This is a genomic window from Variovorax sp. PBL-E5 (assembly GCF_901827185.1).
Taxonomy (GTDB): Bacteria; Pseudomonadota; Gammaproteobacteria; order Burkholderiales; family Burkholderiaceae_C; genus Variovorax.
In genome coordinates this window covers 473,383-487,012 of sequence record NZ_LR594672.1, presented here as the reverse complement: position 1 = coordinate 487,012, position 13,630 = coordinate 473,383, and the positions used below count along the sequence as shown (strand labels likewise).

Below are 13,630 nucleotides of genomic sequence, written 5' to 3'. Positions count from 1 at the left end.
ATCCCGCCTCTCCGACCTGCCCCGAGCTCACCGCGCCCTTGCTGCAGCACGTGCCCAAGGTCGTGCAGCCTGCCGGCTACAGACAATTGCTCATTCCCAACGCGGCGCTGGCAGCCGCCAGCATGGCCCACGTGCGCGAGGTGTTTGTCACCTCGTTCCAGGACATCGCGCTTGTCACGGCCGGCGGCCCGGAGGCTCTTTGCGGCGATTCCGTAGCCGTCTCGCCCAGGCTTGGTGTGCGTCTGACCAGTTCTCGCCTGCCTGCCGGACTGCAAGAGCAGTCGCTGCTGCTGATTGGTAAGGGGTACCTCCTGTTGATGCCAAGCCGGCGGGGCGTCGCCGACTTCAAGTCCGTTCCGACCCTCCCCCTACCGAACAAGCAGGAACTGGCGACGAGCAAGGCACCTGTGCCTTCTCGCCGCGGGCTTGCCTGGCACATCCTGCTCAAGACGCACGGAGAGCGCAAGCACCTGACGGTCTCCGGCAAGCTGTGGGAAGTCGCCGGGTTCGGACCCCAGTCGCCGACGCGCATCACCCGCCATGCCGACGGCCTCCTCATCGAACGCGTGGAGGAGCAGCGCGCCAACGGTCGGTTGACCTACCGGCCTTCCGCGGGCGGCAAGGCCTATCCCTACTTCCGAATTGGACCCATCGGGGCCGCGTCCGTCGAGGGCGACGCCGTGCGGATGATTGCAATGGACGGTGCCGTTGCCTTGGTAGGCATGTCACGGCCGCTCTCCGACTTCGGGCTAGAGGCGCGCGAGGCCGCAGACAACGTGCCAGTGGCAACGAAGGCGGCTGCCGACGCTGGACCGTTTACGCCAGCTGAGGATAGCGAGGAACCGCCTCACGGTTGGTCGCGGGGCAGCGTTGCGGTCGGCGGTGTGCGCCTGATGTACCCGGCCCTCGCCAGCTGGCCAAGGCTTGCCAAGCCCGAGGCAGTGGTCCTGCGGGCCGATTCGCAGGGGTGCACGTCCCTGCGAGTGCCAATGCGGACGCTCCGTGCGGCCGGGCTCGAACCCCGCCAAGGCCTCAATATCGCTACCTTTGAAGGCAGAGCACTCATCTGGGCCGGCAACCGCGGCGGCATGTTTTCCGTCACCTCGGAAGGAGGCTTTGTGGTCAACCACGTTGGACTGAGCCCTGAAGTCACGCCGGCGAAGCACGCGCTGGTTCAAGGCCCAGGCTACGTCATCCTCACGACCGAAGAAGACGCGCGTAAGCTCGCCCGAGGTCTCGAGCCTACCCGGCTCGAGCGCAACCCTCGCGTAGATGATGACGTCGTTGACCTCGTCAGCGCGCCGTATCCGACCGCTGACGCTGTTGTTCTTGCGTGGAAGGACTGCAAGGTAACGGATGCCACAGGCAACCGCCTAGCCATCCTCGCCGGCCTCATCTGGAAGCTCGCAGGCATCGAGCTCAATGACCCGCTGGCCTTCACGCGATACACCAACGTCACGATGATTCGGCGCGGGAATGAGACGTCGTCGAAGACGCTGCGCCCCTACGACCAAACAAGGTCCGACATGCCCCGTCAATTCGTGGGCACCACGCTGTTCGACGTGGCGAGTACGGAAGTTGTCCGGGCGATTGTGACGCGCGACGGAATCTTGCTCACCACCCCTGACAGCGAGTTGGGCCGGCAGTGCAAGAAGGCACAACGCATCCCGCTCGGTTCCCTGAGAATTCAGCGCTTTGTTTCCAGGCACGAGGGCGCCGCCGTCCAAGGCTCCAAGGCCCCCACGGCTTCCATAGGCGGTCTGACGGTGCCCCTCCACGCACCTTCTGGCAAGAACACGTCGCTGTACGACCTCCCGCCAGGTGAAAGCCGCATTCAGGTTCAGGGCGCATGGCTCGCAGACTACGGCTTCGTGCCAGGGGCGCGATTCGAGCTGGTCCCGCATCCTCTGATGCCCAGCCGTCGATTGGCCAGGCTGAATGCGTGCGGGCCCCACATGGTGACAACCCACACTGGCAACACCCCGAAGCTCTACGTCCCGGCAGCGGCTGTTGCCGATTTCGACAGCGAGAAGGTCAAGGTGTTCGGCGCCGCCGACGGGCTGCACATCCAGCGACACTTCGTGAACCGCCCGCATGTGGGAAGGCCGCGGAAGCGTTCGGAGGCCGCCGTCGCCGCCTAAACAGCGACATTCCAAAAAGGCGCCCTTGGGCGCTTTTTGTGCTTTAGATGTGCAGTGACGGTGTTGATAGTGCATCTAAAAGGCTCTATAATGAACGCCGAAGCCCGCGGGACAGCTCCCGCCTTTCTCCTCTCCCCAGGCGCCTATGAGCCAATCCCCTGCCTATCCCATCCTCACGCCCGAAGAAGTCATCGCGCTACGGCGAAAGACGACTTCAGGGTCCACCGAACCCTGGTCGGACACCCTCGCCTTCGCGGACGCCCTTTTCAAGGCCCTGGCCGCGAAGACGAAGGCGCCGCAGGAGGAGCCTGTCGACTGGGATGCCCTCGATGCTCTAGGCTGGCAACGGATGCAGTGCGACGTTTGCGGTGACTTGGCGCGAGCCGCACCGTACCCGTCCCGAGGCCTTCAGGATAATGCGCTGCGCTACGTCCAGCTGCGCAAGCGGGTGAGGGTCGAAGAGACGGCCGCTGGCCCTGCGTTCAAGTTTGAAGGCCTGCAACCGGCCGCCGGCGCTGGTACTTGCATCGCAAGCGACGAGCTCGACGCGGCAGTTGACGCCTTTAGGAACAGAACCCCGCCTTCGCGTGGCCAACACGAGGGCGAGGAAGCGGAATCGACCGCTGTTGGAGAGCCCAGTGGAGATGCTGTCGCAGCTCGAGAATTCGACAGGCCCACCATCCGTGCTGTGCTCGACCTGTTCGAGGTGGAGGGCAACAGCGATGGCGTCTACTACAACGAGCCAAACGACTACGGCGTTGTGACGCTGCGCTTGCATACGGGTGACGGGGACCCCGCAAAGCTCTACCTTGGCGAGCAGGTCATGGGAGAGTTCGCGACCGGGCAGCGCGGCCTGGAGTGGCGGGGCACCGGCCGGTACAAGCTAAACGATGCCCTCGTCGACCTAGTCTGGGAGCAACTTCAGCTGCGCCAGGAGGAAAGCTGATGGGAGCCCGGCCCTCCTCGCTTGCCGAGCAGGTCGCTCGCGCTCAAGCGACCGTCGCAACCTGGTCGCCCGAGAAGTTGGCGTCTATGCAGCTGCAGGGCACCGACCCGTTCCATGAGCGCCGCCTGCGAGAGAAAGCCGCGGAGGGCCGCCCGGATGCGGCTGTGCAACCGAGGCATGCACTCGCGCCGATTCGAGCTTCAACGGGCAGGCAAGGCGAGCTGGCCTGCTTCGGTAGGCTGGCGTTCGAGCGCATGCAGGAAGTCTCCCCGCCCTTCGGGAAACCGTTGACCTGGAACGACATCAGCGACCGCACCCGTGAAGTGTGGGCGGACGTTGCGGGAACCATTGCAGCGGCCGCGGTTGCAGCGAACAAAACCAAACGAGAGGACCGCGAATGCCGTGCGAACTGACACGACTGCTTATGGCAGTACACCAACTGCCCTCGGACAAGGTGGCAGCTAGTCGGGAGAAGCTATTCTCGCTACTTATGTTCGCGAGCCACGCACTGGGGCTCGTGTTTGCGGCTGGGCTGCTGGCAATTCCTTGGAACGGCTACGAAGCGCCGCCGTCGGCCCTGGTTTTCCTCCCGGTGGGAGTGCTCTTGTCCGTCGGGGTAGGAGCCGTTTTCGGGGAAGCGCTTTCGGCCTGTTCGCCCTTGGCGGAATCGAAGTACTGCACTGACGCCCTCGACCTCGTGCAGCGGAGCAGCTGGGCGCGCCAGATACGCGATTCGGTGATTGCGTCGCATCGGCAGCTATACGTACGGGACTACCTGCTCATGAAGGAGGCCTCCCGGCACGAGGAAGTCGTGGAAGCGGCCTCCCTGCAGCGGCGAGCCTGTGCGGAACTGCATAGCGGGGGCTAGCCCAAGCCCCAATCACCTCAGGAACCGCCCTCATGAACCACCAATCGCAGCCCGACATTTTCGAGTCCTCCCCTGGCAACAAGTTCGCCGGAGTCGAAATGCGGGTCCTTGCCTGGCCACCGCTGCCAAGTCGCACGCGCAGACCCTTCGCTGAACGCAAGGCCGAGCGCGTCGCGGCGCGGTCCGGAAACCCCCAAACCACGGACGCGCCAGCCCTTGGCCTGGCCAACCAGCGATGACGGCGCAAGGAGAGAACACCGGCGCCGGAGGCAGGGCCTCCGGGGTCGAACTGCGTTCTGCACCGGCTGTGACGCCGGCCGTCAGTGACCTGGACATCCTCGTGTGCTTCGCTCGCGCAGTGGGTGAAAACAAGGCCGACTACCTGGTGTCGGTTGGCCGCGCGATTCTCGACCTGGGCGACCTCGCTGCCGGCCGCCAGACGCCGCCAAACAGGCCGGTGCAGGGGAGCGTATCTGCCGCTGTTGATGGCCTGGTCGACGCTTTGGCTGTCTCCAAGGGCTGGATGCGCGACTACGCGCGTGCCATCGTCGAGGACGCGGTGGACCGCGTCCAGCTCAGCCGGGTGACCCTGGCCACATCGGAGCGTGCCGCATTGATTCGCGCTGCGCAATGGATGGACATTCCGGCGGATGGTTCGACAGCCGCAATGGAAGCGGCGCAAGATATCGGAGTTCTGCGCGCCCTTGCCGCCCGTCTACTGGTTGATTTCGAAGGCGCTTAAGCCCGTCTTTCGGCTCTCGTTCGGTTTGTCCAGAACGAGAAACATTGCATGAAATGAGAAACGCTTTAGGCCGCGTCAGGCGCCTGCGAGCGACGTCTCCGCCAGATAAAGGTTCGTCATCAGCCCGAGCAGCTTCTGCTCTTCCGACTCCTTGCAGGCGACGACACCAGGTACAAGGTGCGGCAAATCGTGTTCGGCCTGGTAGTCGTAGGTTTCCTCGAAGACCTGAAAGGCAGTGCCCTCCCCCTTCAGCCCCGTGGCACGTAGGAGCTCAAAGGCCTTCACCATGCAGTTCAGGACCGCGGGATGGATGTCCAGGACGGGCCCCCACTGACGAAATGCCTTAAACACCGCCCGCTTCGCGCATATCCGGTGCGCCGCCCCGACATTCAGCAGCGCCGCGTGGCAATCGGTCCTCGATACCAGGCAAGCTTGGCCAATCTCTGACTCAAGCGGCGTGCCGAGCAGCGAGCGCAGTCTGATGACGTTGCGCGCATCCCCGACATACCTGGCGTGGTCCAGAAGCGCGTTTAGGGCTTGATACTCTGGGAACGCCAGAAAGGTATTGCGATTCGCGGTGAGAGCCAGGGTCTCGTCGAGCATCTTCAGCTCGGCCAGCAGTTCCAACAGCGCCGCCTCCGTCGGAGCGGTGCTGTATGCGAGATAGGCCGAAAAGGCCTTGTCGATGACGAGGGTTGCAGGTGTTGCGGACATGTGTTGGGTCGCGCGGTGCGCGTCGCGGCACGAGCTGCGCGGGCTTTGGGTTCCCCTCAGCGAGGGGGACGAGAGAATGAATCTTATCAAGGTCAGCTTTAGGTACTATGGGCTACATCCGTTTTAGTTAACACCCCATAAGCATCAGCCGGCTATCCGGAAGCAAATCCACGACGCTACACAGCTCACATCCGCTCAGAAATCGACACCATGGACCTCATCGACATCGGAGTCAACTTCCACACCAGCCAGCTCGCCGGCCACACCTCGGACATCCTCGCTCGGGCCAGGGAGGCGGGCTTGGTCTCAGTGATGGCTACAGGCACTTCCCATAAGTCCAGCGTGCAAGCGCTGCACCTCGCACGTGCGGAGCGCGGCTTCGTGTTTGCAACCGCCGGCGTGCACCCTCATTCTGCAGACAACTGGAGCCCTTCGGACCTCGAGCGTTTTGCACTCTTGTGGGAAAGCCCAGAGGTCGTCGCCATAGGAGAGTGTGGCCTTGACTACAACCGGAACTTCTCCTCCCGGGAGAACCAGCGCAAGGCCTTCTCAGCGCAGCTGCGCGCCGCGGCTGCGTTCAAGAAGCCGCTCTTCTTGCACTGCAGGGACGCGTTCGAGGAGTTCCACGCCCTGGTCACCGAGCCAGGCGTGGGTGCCGTGCGCGGGGTCGTGCACTGCTTCACGGGGACATATGACGAAGCGCTGGCCTTTCTCGCCATGGGGCTCGACATCGGCATCACAGGCTGGGTGACTGACCTTAACCGTGGTGGCGCCCTGCGCGAGGCGGTGAAGGGCATCCCGCTGGAGCGCCTTCACCTGGAAACGGATGCGCCCTACCTCAGCCCGAAGAACCTCAAACGCCGACGCACGTACAACGAGCCCGCCAACCTCCGGTGGGTGGCGCACGAGGTCGCGTTGCTCAAGGGCCTGCCCCTCGAGGAGGTGGCGCGACGCTGCACCGAGAACTCGGGGCGCCTGTTCTCCCTCAAGACGACTCGTCCAGAAATGAGATGACCCCAGCTTGCTGCCGGGGTCAAGAAATGAGTTTTTTACTCAGATGTAAAGGACGTCACGCGCTTGGCGCTCTTGCGCCTCACGGGTGTCGATTGCAGCCCAGTCGACCTTGTTCGCAACCGGCGGAAGGTCCTCCAAGCCCTCGTTCTCGACGAGGTACTTGGCGGCAAACATGCCCCAGTTGTTGGCAGCGTAGTCCTCGGGGTCGAGGTAGCTGCTGCTGGTCGCAAAGGCGAGCGCAAGCTCGTGCCCCTTTGTGCGCAGCTCTGGGAGGCGGTCAGCGCCGACGGGGAGGTAGCGCAGGTTGCGCAGGGCGGCGTAGACGTCGTGCTTGCCCACAATGCGGTGTTCGCGCGGTAGCGCTTCTGCAAAGCCGAGGCCGAGGTAGTGGCCAGCATCGCCTTGCTCGTCGGTGAAGAAGACGGTCGTTTCGGGATGGCCGTGGTCGACAGCTGCTCCCGTCACCGCGACGGTTACGATATTCTTGATGTCTTCGTATTCTCCCAGCGACGGGTGCAGCCGGAACAGCTGTGAACCTTCGCGAAAGCGGTTAAGCGGCGGGGTGCCCAGGGATACTGCAATTCCATGTGCCATTGGCATTCCTTCGTGTTGATGACCTACGCCGTGTAGCCATCGCGATGCGGCCGTCGTCCAACGAGGGATAATACGGAATGCCTCACGTGCCCCAGTTCTCCGACGACGACTTTGCCGAAGTCCGCGCGATGCTCACGTCCGACAGTCGCGAGATGGTCGAGCACGTCGCAGCCGATGTTCCCGAACACATCATTCGAATCCTGCCGCATGCACAGGCCGTTGCCGAGGGCAAGGTGGCTGAGATGCGCGCCCGCCTGAAGGCTTTCGAGGCCGAGATTCAGCGCGTGCTGAATGAGGTGCTGCGGCCGTCCCTTTCGCGAAAAGCTCGCATGACGAAGCTGCGCGACTTGGCAACAAAGTTCGGGCAGGCCTTGATGCCAATCACCGCTTGCGCCGCCGGTAGCTGCGCGCATTGTTGCCACATCCCGGTGTCGGTGTCCGAAACAGAGGCCTCCCTCATTGGGGAGGCGATTGGTCGCAAGCCGAAGCGCGTATCTGCCAGCAAGGAGATGTCGACAGAGTATGGCTATCACCGTCCGTGTACGTTCCTCAGGAACAACCGCTGCAGCATCTACGCCAACCGCCCTTTTGCCTGCCGGATGCACCTCTCGTTGGATGAATCCGATAGGCTCTGCGTCCTGATTCCAGGAGTGACCGTTCCAGTTCCCTTGGTGGACACGCGCGAGTTTCAGTTGGTGTACGCGCAAGCAAGCGGCGGCGAGACGATTGCAGACCTCCGGGACTTCTTTCCTGCTTCGTAGTCCTACGCAAGGCCTCGGTCGATACGCAATGAGCACGGCTGACCGAGCGGACGGCCACCTCGCCCAGATATGACTTAAGGAGCCGCCAGTGAAGTTTGGGATGCGAAAGCCCTCGGTACGCAAGATGATTGGCGCGCGTACGTCGCCCAAACGCTTCGTGCGGCACAGCCTGGGCCTGAAGGCTCCCCGAGGATGGGGCTGGCTCATCAACCCAAAGAAGGCCGCCTACAACCGAATCTACTCGCGAACGACTTTCAGCCTTTGGGGGGTCCTCAAGGCGCTGTTCGGAGGAAGGCGCGGGTAGTCCGCTGGCCCCGGGGCCGGCAGGTTTCGGTTGCGCGGCGGGTAGGTCTTCGAATATTCGAAAAGCGGCTGGGTCGAAGTTTGCGACTGCTCTGGCATCACTTGCCTGCCTGCGCTTGAGCGGCGAATTTCTCCGCTTGCAGGCGCTCACGCACCTGGTCCCATCGCATCCGGCGGCCCGAGGGCCCGGTGTTGCCGAACATGTGTCGGTTCACCAGCCGGGCACGGGCCGCGATGTTCGCTTCGCGGAGCAGGTTGTGTCCGGCGGATGAGTTGTAGTTCGAGATGCCTTCTGCTTCTGGCAGGAGGCGGTCGAGCAGCGCCAACTCGCGAGCTTCTGCATCGTCGGCAAATTCGCCAAGCGCGTTCTTCAACTCGTCGGCTGCCGCGGCTTCCGCAACCTGGTCGTACCAGGTGCCAATCCATTGCAGCGTGTGGACGATACCGTTCTTGGCCACATCGGCCAGGAACTTGGCTTGTACTTCCTGCACGTTCGTAACTGTCATGTTGTCCTTTGGTTGGGTTCTACGTGTGTATAGCCAGGCCGCACGATGGCGGGCTTTAAAATGGGAAAGCCGCCGACCTGTGAGGCCAGCGGCTCGAAAGAAGCAGTTTTTAGCAGTAGAGTTCTGCGTCGACCCAGCGGCGCGTGTCGGGGTCGAAGACCTTGATGACAGCCTCGCAGCGACGCAGATGAGCGGAAATCCGCACCCGGGCGCCTTCCCAGAGACTTTCTGAACGGATGAGGCTGTCAGCAGCCTTCGCGATTTTCTCGAAGAGGACCATGCCGACGGTGTAGCCGTCGCACTCAGAGAAGCGTTTCATGGCGCGGCGATAGCCGCGACGAATCCAGGCGACGAATGCGGCCTGCACCGTCGGTGACTTGTACTCGGCAACCTCCTCCTCGCTGAGCGAAGTGTCGGCAAGGATTTCATCCAAGTTGCCAAAGGCGGTCGCCACGCCGCGGACGATGGAGTCCTCGGTGTAGAAGTCCAGCTTTCTGCTGGGGATGAGCTTCGGAAGCTCGAGGTCGTCGTTGACGCAATCGCGCAGCATCCCCTCGATGTTCAGCGCCAGGTCCGCAGCGTTGTCTCGGCCGTAAGAGTGCCGCATGGCCCAGCCGTTCTCCAGGCGCAGCAGCAGAACGGAGCCGAGTGCCTCGCACTCCCCTTCGACCGGGGAGGTCTGGGTCGCGAAGTGCTCCAGCATGTCGTGCGCGCACGCCAGGCCGCTGGCCGGATTGGCGTTCTCAAACCAGGTCGGCTCGAGACCCATGATTCCAACCTCATCCCATTCCTTATAGATGAACTCACGAACGATAGGCACGGCTGCCCTCCTAAAAAGTAGTTGTCCTGAGCGGTATAGCGAGCGAGGCGTAATCCGAAATCGCGTTCGGCGCGTGACTACGCGAGAGGACGGACGCGGGATGAGGGAGCGCCCCTCTGCCTTGGTCGCGCATGACCACGTCTCATGGCACGAGGGGCGTGTCGTGTGGCCGAGAAGCGTGAAGGCGGCTATCTGCGGTGTGACGCACTTCCGAATTTGCGCCGCAGGCGCTTTGAAGCGGAGCGCACGAAGGCCAGGATGTGGGCAGAATGGCCGACTTTGGACTTTTTCGGACCAACTGCCTATGTCTGCTCTAGTCCTTCTCATCGCGCTCGTCCCAGCCGTCGCAGTCTTCGTGGTAGCGAGCACGACCCGAAGCGTCTGGTGGACTACCGTCGCGGCGGTCTTGGCGGCGGGTGTCGGCGTTGTGATGGGGCACCCTGCGTACATGGTGCTGGATGTCCTCGCGGTCGCCGTGCTGTACTGGCTGTCGATGCGGACGCTTCTCAAAACGAAGCGCGAGGTGAAAGCAGCGCGTGCCTCGGCACTTCCTCCAGCGGCACCGCCTCCGCCAGCCCCTTCCGCCGCCAGCGGCGGCCGTGGCAAGGGGCTCCCCGGGCTTGTCCTAGGCGCGCTGGGTGTGCTCGGCTACATCGGCTACCTCGTCCTCAGTTTGGGTCTTCTGGACCGAAGCGCCCCCGTTGCGCCGACGGCGGCCGCGACCCCCGCTGCTTCGTCGCAGCCGGTCGGCCTCCCGCCAGTAGCTCCATCTCAGCGTGTTCAGCCGCCGCGAACGGTCGCTTCGCGGCCCAAAAATCTGCCGCAGAACCGTGGTTCCGTCACGAAGCAGTCGGTGGCAGCCTGCCTCCGCCTTGCTTCTGATGAGAAAATGCGGGACTGCCTGGCGCGCGCCGAATGAAAGCGGTGCGAAGGGCCTCCCCGTCACGCGAGGCTCACCGATGAGCGCGCGTCCGGCGGTGGTTGGCTCATCAAGCCGACCATAGGCTGAGAGAAGGCGCAGGGCCTGCGCCAAGTCTTGTGGAGGTTCGCTGACGGGAAATCCCTGTCATGCAGCGGAAAATCATCGTTGGTAGACTGTGGCCCGCCCCTGGCCCGCCATGTGTTTTCGCCTCAGTGCGGAACCAGGGCATTGCTTTTGCCGATTCAGACAAGGAGAAGTCCCCTCGAGCATTCACGGCTAGTGAACGATTTAAGGTCCGTTGCGTTCGATTTTCCCCACCGAAAGGCGTTGATGTATCTCCACCCGCTCATCGCAGGCATTCCGCAGAGCGAACGGGCCGCTCTCGTGAAGAAGTCTGAGCTTCGTACGTTCAAGCGCAACGAAGTCATCGTTGCCTTCGATGAGAAGACCAGCTACATCTATTGCATTGCCTCGGGGCTGGCCAGGGTGGTGGTGCCGTCGGGCGGCGAGGAGGGGGTGACCACGGAGTTCGTTCGTCAGGACGACTTTTTCATGGGCCCAACGCTCATGGAGCCCTCGTACCATGCAGACGCCTCGTTGGTAGCTGCCTTGCCGACAACGGCATACGTGGTCCCGATAGTGGCCATGAAGGAGCTGTGTCTGAAGTACCCGGAGATATCGCTGGGTCTGTTCGAGCTTGCCCGCAAGCGGTTGGTCGTTCTGCGTGCGCAACTGCGCCGCATCGCATCTCAGTCGTCGGAGAAGTTGGTAAGTCGCATCCTTCACGAGCTGACGCAGCTCGCGCCAACGGCATCAGGCGGCTACGACAAACGCATTACGCAGTCGGTGATTGCTTCGTACTCCGGACTGTCCCGCGAGCAGGTGAACAAGACCATCCGGGACCTGGAGGGGCGGGGCCTTGTCACCAAGGACGCCGAGGGTGTCCACGTGCCGCCGGACTTCGCTGCGACCGACTTTCGAACGCTGCCCATTCAGGAATCGCTTCCGAAGGTGGAGCCCACCGTGACGACCTTCTTCCCCGACCTTTTCGACGAAGAGACGTTCGCCATCGCGCGGAAAAAGAGATAGGCGGCGTTCGCCGCGGCGTCCTGCGGCATGCCAGAAGGCAAATTTCAGTGACCCCGCACGCCGGCTGAGTTCTCACGCAGGGTCCTGAGAGCCTCGTGCCGCTGCGCAGTTGTCCCGCCGGCCGCAACGTCGTTCAACGGCCGCAGCAGGCGCATTGCGACGAACCGTAGCTCGCCTGTGTCGGCGCGCTGCGGGAGCTCCGTCAGCTTTTCGACGGCGGAAGCACTCCCCTGTCCAAAGCCAGCGCGTTTGCACCGTTCCTTCGTACAGCGGCGAGGCCTCCTCGACCACGAGACGACTCTGGACTGGCAAACGCGCGCTCTAGTCTGAAAGCCGCTCGGAAGCCCCGGGGCGCCCGCCTGGCTCCTGCCATACCGCGGCACCTCCTGCAGTTCTGCCCAGGGGGAGCTGCGCTCTCGCTACACGGAGCATCCAAACCCGCTTGGCTGCCCCAATGTCGCCGCACCCCCGCCTCCGCTCGCTCGCAGCCACGGTCTTGCTGGGCGCCGCACTCATCGCCCAGGCCGCCGAGCCTGCGAACGGCGTCAACGCTGAGGCCGCCGGGCTGATGAGCCAAGCGAACCATCTCACCCGCGCGTCGGTGCTCTATGCGCTGAAGGAAGGCCGCTGGCCATACGCTCTCACCCACCTCTCGCCGAGCTTTCTCACCGCGGTGCCAAGCCCCCCGAGAGCGTTCGGTCGCCAGGCGGAGTGGCGCACGGTCAGGCCCGGGTTCCCGGCGGCCTGGGTTCGGACCGGTGCACCAATCGACCTCTGCCGGGCGCTCAACCTCCAGGCTCGAGGCGATGACGGCATCTATAAAGCTGCGCAACCAGCCATGCCCCTGCAGTGCTACGGTCGCAGCGCACCGTTTACGGTGCTCGTGCTGTTCGCAGAAGGCGAGACCGCTGCCTTGCACAAGGCTCTTCGCAGAGCAGGCGGCTGGAAACACGGAGCTGCCGACAGGCCCCATGGAAGTTGGTCGGTGCCTCCGAACGTAAGAAGTCCGAGCTATTCGCCGGAGCACCACTGAGCCTTGGACCAGGCTGCCTCGGAGCCCTGGCCACGCGTCCTCCGAAATCATCAATGAGGGGCTGCCCCCGTCGGCTGGAGTTGGGCAGCGGGCTTGCCGTGGCCCCTTCTTCTTCGAAGCGGGCTAAGACGGCGCGAGCTCCGAGGGGGGGGTACCTAGCCCTCGTACAACTCCGCCCGGATGTGCTCGCCAGCATTGCCGCCAGCCTCGCTGTCGCCAAACGGGTCGCCTAGGGAGGCGGCAGCGTCCACCACGCGGGTCGCGAAGTCGACCACGTTCTGGTCGAGCTTGTCGCCAGGCCGGATGAGCCCGCGCTGTGTTGCGAACTCGGTAAAGCGCGAGACAGGTCCGCGCGCCTGTGAACCGTCTGTGCGGAAGGACGGGTACGCACTGCGTGGCACGCCGCAGCACAACTGCTCGCGGATGCGGTCGCCCGCACTCAGGCCTGACTTGTCGTCCGCGTAGGCGTCCCCAATGGCTGCGCAAAGGCCTGCCACGTCCATCGCAAACTCGAGGAAGTTCTTGTCGAGCTTGTCACCAGCGCGGGCCAAGCCTGAATCCACCGCCATTTCGGTGAGCCCCTCAAGGCACGCGGGGTCATCGATGCCTGCGCCCACCGGGTCGTCGTCTTCGTTCTCCATCTCGGAAACTCCTTTGGAACGGGGCATCGTACGGGAACTTCGAGCGTTCAAGCTGTAGGCGGCCTACCCCTCGTAGTGCGTTGCTGCCTGCTCGAGCCGCCCGGCCCATTCGCGCATGTGGTCCAGGCATTCCACCTCGGAAACGCCGCCACGAAGGGCGACGTGGAGCGCCGTGTCGATGAAGGCCCTGTGCACGGGCGAAAGTCGTTCGAGGTCCTGAGGCTTGACTGCTCCACCGAGGATGTCGCCCCCGCGCTTACCGACCCAGCGTCCAAGGGCTGTAGGGCTGGCATAGGAACGCCGAGCGATTCGGCAAGGGTCAGCAAGGTGCCGACGGGGACCTTGAGCTTGCCTCGCGAAATCTTGCTGATGGTCGCCTGGGGGACGCCTGAGTGCTCCAACAGCGCTAACTGGGTCTTCAGACAAGGATGCGCCGTCATCGCTGCCAGGAGCCGATGGGAAATCTCGCGATTCAGGTCGGTTGGAACCGGATTGCTCATGCAGTGAGGCTATCAGGATAGTGATAGAAATATCAG

Annotated in this window: 13 protein-coding genes; 8 read left to right on the top strand and 5 right to left on the bottom strand. The window is 63.5% G+C overall.

Translation table 11 applies throughout. The features are described 5' to 3' along the window. Positions 1-38 precede the first annotated feature (38 nt). The 4 genes from WDLP6_RS30095 (at position 39) to WDLP6_RS30080 (ending at position 4,697) form a co-directional block, all read left to right on the top strand. Entirely contained in the window at positions 39-2,141 is a 2,103-nt protein-coding gene (locus tag WDLP6_RS30095; protein WP_162570921.1) for a hypothetical protein, read from the top strand. Between the two features lie 145 nt (positions 2,142-2,286). After that, positions 2,287-3,087 carry a hypothetical protein gene (locus WDLP6_RS30090; protein WP_162570920.1) on the top strand — a complete coding sequence of 267 codons (801 nt, stop codon included), beginning with the start codon at positions 2,287-2,289 and terminating at the stop codon, positions 3,085-3,087. Positions 3,088-3,173: 86 nt separating this feature from the next. Next, complete coding sequence (locus WDLP6_RS30085) at positions 3,174-3,500, top strand: hypothetical protein (RefSeq protein WP_146039562.1); 327 nt, start codon at positions 3,174-3,176, stop codon at positions 3,498-3,500. Positions 3,501-4,190: 690 nt separating this feature from the next. Beyond that, complete coding sequence (locus WDLP6_RS30080) at positions 4,191-4,697, top strand: hypothetical protein (protein ID WP_068674036.1); 507 nt, start codon at positions 4,191-4,193, stop codon at positions 4,695-4,697. A gap of 75 nt (positions 4,698-4,772) precedes the next feature. Here the strand turns inward: WDLP6_RS30080 and WDLP6_RS30075 are convergent, their stop codons facing one another. Beyond that, complete coding sequence (locus WDLP6_RS30075; RefSeq protein ID WP_162570919.1) at positions 4,773-5,411, bottom strand: hypothetical protein; 639 nt, start codon at positions 5,409-5,411, stop codon at positions 4,773-4,775. Between the two features lie 210 nt (positions 5,412-5,621). Between WDLP6_RS30075 and WDLP6_RS30070 the strand changes: the two genes are divergently transcribed. Beyond that, positions 5,622-6,425 carry a TatD family hydrolase gene (locus WDLP6_RS30070; RefSeq protein ID WP_068674041.1) on the top strand — a complete coding sequence of 268 codons (804 nt, stop codon included), beginning with the start codon at positions 5,622-5,624 and terminating at the stop codon, positions 6,423-6,425. 39 nt (positions 6,426-6,464) lie between these two features. Here WDLP6_RS30070 and WDLP6_RS30065 read toward each other — a convergent pair whose 3' ends face one another. Continuing rightward, positions 6,465-7,019 (bottom strand): hypothetical protein, encoded by a 555-nt coding sequence (locus WDLP6_RS30065; protein WP_068674044.1) that lies wholly within the window; start codon positions 7,017-7,019, stop codon positions 6,465-6,467. Positions 7,020-7,105: 86 nt separating this feature from the next. On the opposite strand from WDLP6_RS30065, the gene WDLP6_RS30060 reads away from it, so the two are divergent. Then, a complete protein-coding gene (locus WDLP6_RS30060) occupies positions 7,106-7,780 on the top strand; it encodes a YkgJ family cysteine cluster protein (RefSeq protein WP_162487216.1) in 675 nt (224 codons plus the stop codon). An 88-nt stretch (positions 7,781-7,868) separates the two neighbouring features. Next, positions 7,869-8,084, top strand: a complete 216-nt coding sequence (locus tag WDLP6_RS35255; RefSeq protein WP_162570918.1) for a hypothetical protein — start codon at positions 7,869-7,871, stop codon at positions 8,082-8,084. Between the two features lie 97 nt (positions 8,085-8,181). On the opposite strand, the gene WDLP6_RS30055 is transcribed toward WDLP6_RS35255, so the two are convergent. Beyond that, complete coding sequence (locus tag WDLP6_RS30055) at positions 8,182-8,589, bottom strand: hypothetical protein (RefSeq protein ID WP_068674047.1); 408 nt, start codon at positions 8,587-8,589, stop codon at positions 8,182-8,184. 109 nt (positions 8,590-8,698) lie between these two features. Beyond that, positions 8,699-9,409, bottom strand: coding sequence for a hypothetical protein (locus tag WDLP6_RS30050; protein WP_146039560.1), 711 nt, complete (start codon positions 9,407-9,409; stop codon positions 8,699-8,701). Between the two features lie 1,252 nt (positions 9,410-10,661). On the opposite strand from WDLP6_RS30050, the gene WDLP6_RS30045 reads away from it, so the two are divergent. Then, complete coding sequence (locus WDLP6_RS30045) at positions 10,662-11,420, top strand: Crp/Fnr family transcriptional regulator (protein WP_068674523.1); 759 nt, start codon at positions 10,662-10,664, stop codon at positions 11,418-11,420. Between the two features lie 1,188 nt (positions 11,421-12,608). Here the strand turns inward: WDLP6_RS30045 and WDLP6_RS30040 are convergent. After that, on the bottom strand, positions 12,609-13,094 hold the full coding sequence (locus WDLP6_RS30040; RefSeq protein WP_068674055.1) for a hypothetical protein: 486 nt from the start codon (positions 13,092-13,094) through the stop codon (positions 12,609-12,611). Positions 13,095-13,630: the final 536 nt, after the last annotated feature.

Bases quoted from the DNA above. Each gene is read 5' to 3' on its own strand.
- WDLP6_RS30070 (WP_068674041.1), top strand. From the start codon at position 5,622: ATGGACCTCATCGACATCGGAGTCAACTTCCACACCAGCCAGCTCGCC.
- WDLP6_RS30080 (WP_068674036.1), top strand. From the start codon at position 4,191: ATGACGGCGCAAGGAGAGAACACCGGCGCCGGAGGCAGGGCCTCCGGG.
- WDLP6_RS30065 (WP_068674044.1), bottom strand. From the start codon at position 7,019: ATGGCACATGGAATTGCAGTATCCCTGGGCACCCCGCCGCTTAACCGC.
- WDLP6_RS30075 (WP_162570919.1), bottom strand. From the start codon at position 5,411: ATGTCCGCAACACCTGCAACCCTCGTCATCGACAAGGCCTTTTCGGCC.
- WDLP6_RS30040 (WP_068674055.1), bottom strand. From the start codon at position 13,094: ATGGAGAACGAAGACGACGACCCGGTGGGCGCAGGCATCGATGACCCC.
- WDLP6_RS30055 (WP_068674047.1), bottom strand. From the start codon at position 8,589: ATGACAGTTACGAACGTGCAGGAAGTACAAGCCAAGTTCCTGGCCGAT.
- WDLP6_RS30045 (WP_068674523.1), top strand. From the start codon at position 10,662: ATGTATCTCCACCCGCTCATCGCAGGCATTCCGCAGAGCGAACGGGCC.
- WDLP6_RS30090 (WP_162570920.1), top strand. From the start codon at position 2,287: ATGAGCCAATCCCCTGCCTATCCCATCCTCACGCCCGAAGAAGTCATC.
- WDLP6_RS30085 (WP_146039562.1), top strand. From the start codon at position 3,174: ATGCAGCTGCAGGGCACCGACCCGTTCCATGAGCGCCGCCTGCGAGAG.